The following is a 4,037-nucleotide window of genomic DNA, read 5'->3' on the forward strand; positions in this document are numbered from 1 at the left end:
CAGGCGCTAAAGCCCGCGCGTTCAAGAAGCGCAAGCTCCTCAGGACCGGTTGGCCGATAGAGCGTGACGGTTTCGACTTCTGTCATGTCGTATGGCTGTGCGACGGAGTGCCCGAGGGGTTGTGAGGGGCGGATTGCCAGGCGAAGTGCAACACCTTTGCGAAGGGGGGCGGTGAGTTGGAGACTAGCCGCTTCTCTTCGGGCAGGAAGGGTTGCAGCATGGAGTATCACCAACTCACCTACAGGGAACGCTATCTGATCGCGAGGCACAAGTCCAGCGGGAAGAGCGTGCGGGCGATCGCCAGGATGCTCAGGAGAAGCCCATCGACGATTAGCCGGGAGCTCAGGCGCAACGCGGACAGCAGTGACGGGCGCTACCGGGTAGACAAGGCCAACAGCTACGCCAGGGCAAGGCGCTGGCGCAGCCGCAAGGGGACGCAGTTCGAAGTGGCGCAGGTGGAGCTGGTCTACGAACTGATGAAGCGCCGGTGGAGCCCGGAGCAGATCAGCCGAAGGCTGCGCAAGGTCGGGCAGTTGAGCATAGGGACGACGACGATCTACCGCTGGGTGCGCCGGGATAGGGCCGCGGGAGGCTCGCTGTGGCAGAGGACGAGGCAGCTGAGCAGGCGCTACCGCAAGGGCTACCGAGTGGCAGATCACCGAGGAAGGATGAGGGGCAAGACACCGATCAGCCAGAGGCCCGCGCGAGTGTCACGGCGGCGGGAGTTTGGGCACTGGGAAGGCGACACGGTGATGGGCAAGGACGGCCGGCACTGCCTGCTGACGCTGGTGGAGAGGATGACGCGCTGGACGAGGATCATCAAGCTGCCGGCCAGGCAGGCCAGCGAGGTGAACAAGGCGCTGAGCAGGCAGATCAGGCTAGGGCTGCTGAAGATGAAGAGCCTGACGCTGGACAACGGGACGGAGTTCCACGGGTTCAAGCAACTGCAGGAGGAGTTCGGAATTCAGATCTACTTTGCACGGCCGTATCACTCGTGGGAGAGGGGGACGAACGAGAACACGAATGGACTGATCCGGCAGTACTTGCCCAAAGGCATGTGCTTCAGAGGAGTGACACAGCGTCAGTGCGACGCGATCGAGCGAGAGCTCAACGACAGGCCGAGAAAGGTTCTCGGATTCGACACGCCTAACGAGGCGTATGCTCGGTGGTGTTGCGCTTAGTTTGGCAATTCGTGACGGCCTAACGTTTGAGGTAACGCGCGGCCGCCAGCGGAGCGCCAGGGCCGCGAGGCAGATGATATGCCTTGGCTGCCTCGCGGCCCTGGCGCGTAGCTGGTGGGCGTCGCGTTGACCGAAGGGTTAGGCCTCGGACGACGTGGCGACCGTGAACACCGCGCGAACTGGGCCCCCCAACCTTGCTGCTGAGCTGGCACGCTGGACGCGCGAGTTGCCAGGGACGACCGATGGTCTTGTTGCCAGAGCCTTGCCGCGAGCTGGCAACCAACTCGTGAAGGTTTGAGCTGGCGCACCGAACGACGAGCAGCGGCGGTCGTCCTCTCGCGCGTGCGTACCGACCCGCCACTGAAGACAGGCCGCTGGAGTTGTACTGCCGCGGCCGAAGCGCTCGGAGGCAACCGACGCAAGTGCTTGTGCTTGCAATCAACTGTTCGCCTCGCGGCTGATGTGATGACGGCCGAAGACGTGTAGTTCTTCTGGTGGCGCCACGAGTCGCGGCGGACTTGCCAACCCGAGGCCTAACGTTTGAGGTAACGCGCCCGCAGCGGCAGGAGGCTTGGGGCGCGAGACACATGATAGACCTGGGTGGCTCGCGCCCCAAGACGCCTGCTGGTGCGGGTCGCGTTGACCGAAGGGTTAGGCCTCATTGAGTTGGGCGTTCTTCTGCTCGAAGAACTGAGCCACGTTGTACATGACGAGCGCGAGGATGCCGATGGCAGCGCTACTAACCATGCCGCGCAGCAAGGAGCTACTCTCTGCTTGAAGTCCCCCGACAAGTCCGGCGAGTTGAAACAAGACGGGGACAACGATTGGTCGCAGAAACTTGTCTTGGATCTCAACCATGCGACCATGCTTTCCGGTAAGGGAGTACAGGATTCCGACTACCAGATAGAACGCAGTTAGCCAGACTATAAGGCTCTTGAAGGGCAGGCCGAGCGCAACCTGGATCATCAATTCCGAACTGCCGAGAGATAGGTAATGACATTTCGGGTCACTTGTGACGATTGCCAGAACGGCAACAAGAGCCCACGAAAGCGTGAACAGTGGCAGATTGCCGAGAATTGGCGTGATGACTTGGTCGCGTATACGCATTTCGGTGAAGGCTGGGATGAGGCCTAACGTTTGAGGTAACGCGCGACCGCCAGCGGAGCGCCAGGGCCGCGAGGCAGATGATATGCCTTGACTGCCTCGCGGCCCTGGCGCGCAGCTGGTGGGCGTCGCGTTGACCGAAGGGTTAGGCGGCACTTTGAGCGGCAGCCTGCGGGACCGCGGGATTGACGGAGCTGAGTGCCGATGACGGCCAGTCGCTGCGAACTGCCAGGGCAGTGCTTCGCTTCGAAGGCGCACGGTCTTGCGCCCTGCGATACGAAGTTGCAGCACCGCGCTTGCGCGGAGCCCGACAGACTGACTGCGCGGCGCAGCACGCTTGCGCGAAGCGCACTCGTGAGCCTGATCAAGGAGCTCCGCCAGAGGGCACAGCCTGTGCACGTGGCTTTGAACTCGTCCCAGTTTGGGCGACCGGCGCAGGCGCGGTCTTGACCTGCGGGGTGCTCGCAAGGCGGACCAGAGGGTCGCACGGGTTCTTGCGCGTGCCGCCTAACGTTTGAGGTAACGCGCGACCGCCAGCGGAGAGCCAGGGCCGCGAGGCCGATGATAGGCCGGACGGCCTCGCGGCCCTGGCGCGTAGCTGGTGGGCGTCGCGTTGACCGAAGGGTTAGGCAGCAGCCTGGGTGACAGCAAAGGCAGGTGCTCCATGCCACGAGCCACCCCGGCCTTGCGCTGAGCGCTGCGCCGCAGGGTGGTAGCCACTGGCAGGGCCTTCCGACGCGCAGCGCCCGACGAACTGACTGGAACCGACGGTGGCAAGCGCTGCGGACATGGCCAGCCTGGGGCCTTGCCCTCTGCGCTGCGCCACGGGGGGGTAGCCACTGGCAGGGCCTCCCGACGCGCAGCGCCCGACGAACTGACTAGAAGGGAGGGCGGGAGGTGCTGGAGGCGTGCGCTCTGGCGCTGACCACAACTCATTGAGCGGAAGCTTTCCGCAAGGCGCTGCGGGTTCGGGCTCTGAGCTAGCATGGCGCTCAGAGAACTCGTGGCTGTTCAGATGCTCGGCGCGACAGCGCCGCTGAAACTACGTTGCAGTAGCACGGCCGCTCCACCTGATGCCTAACGTTTGAGGTAACGCGCGACCGCCAGCGGAGCGCCAGGGCCGCGAGGCCGATGATAGTGCTGGACGGCCTCGCGGCCCTGGCGCGTAGCTGGTGGTCGTCGCGTTGACCGAAGGGTTAGGCCTCGGACGAGGTGGCGACCGTGAACACCGCACGAACTGAGGCAACCTTGATGCTGCGCTGCGTCCGCTGGACGCACGAGATGCCAGAGACGACCGATGATCTTGTTGCCAGACACTTGGAGAGAAGCGATAAGCAAAGTGCTGGCTCTTGAAGTGAGCGGTAGTTCATGCTGCGCCCTGCGATCCGAACTTGCGAGCAGCGGCGACCACCCTTGTCTTGATGTGCCGACCTGCGCCCTGCGGACGGATTTGCTCTTGACCAATGCGGCCGGAGCGTCCTGCAGCAGCGCCTGCAAGTGCCTGTATTCGGCTGTTCCCCCGATGGCCGACGCGATGAAGGCGGAAGGCATGCGGTTCTTCTTGCTGCGCCACGAGTCGTGGCGGACTTCCCGACCCGAGGCCTAACGTTTGAGGTAACGCGCGACCGCCAGCGGAGCGCCAGGGCCGCGAGGCAGATGATATGCCTTGACTGCCTCGCGGCCCTGGCGCGCAGCTGGTGGGCGTCGCGTTGACCGAAGGGTTAGGCGGCACTTTGAGCGGCAGCCTGCGGG

General features: G+C 64.0%; 2 protein-coding genes. One reads left to right on the forward strand and one right to left on the reverse strand.

Translation table 11 applies throughout. From position 1 onward, the window contains the following. Positions 1-218 precede the first annotated feature (218 nt). Entirely contained in the window at positions 219-1,181 is a 963-nt protein-coding gene (locus P1K89_RS33170) for an IS30 family transposase (protein WP_284620812.1), read from the forward strand. A gap of 651 nt (positions 1,182-1,832) precedes the next feature. On the opposite strand, the gene P1K89_RS33175 is transcribed toward P1K89_RS33170, so the two are convergent. Continuing rightward, positions 1,833-2,288, reverse strand: coding sequence for a hypothetical protein (locus tag P1K89_RS33175; RefSeq protein ID WP_284620813.1), 456 nt, complete (start codon positions 2,286-2,288; stop codon positions 1,833-1,835). Positions 2,289-4,037: the final 1,749 nt, after the last annotated feature.

Source organism: Aquabacterium humicola, assembly GCF_030167915.1.
Lineage (GTDB): Bacteria > Pseudomonadota > Gammaproteobacteria > Burkholderiales > Burkholderiaceae_C > Pseudaquabacterium > Pseudaquabacterium humicola.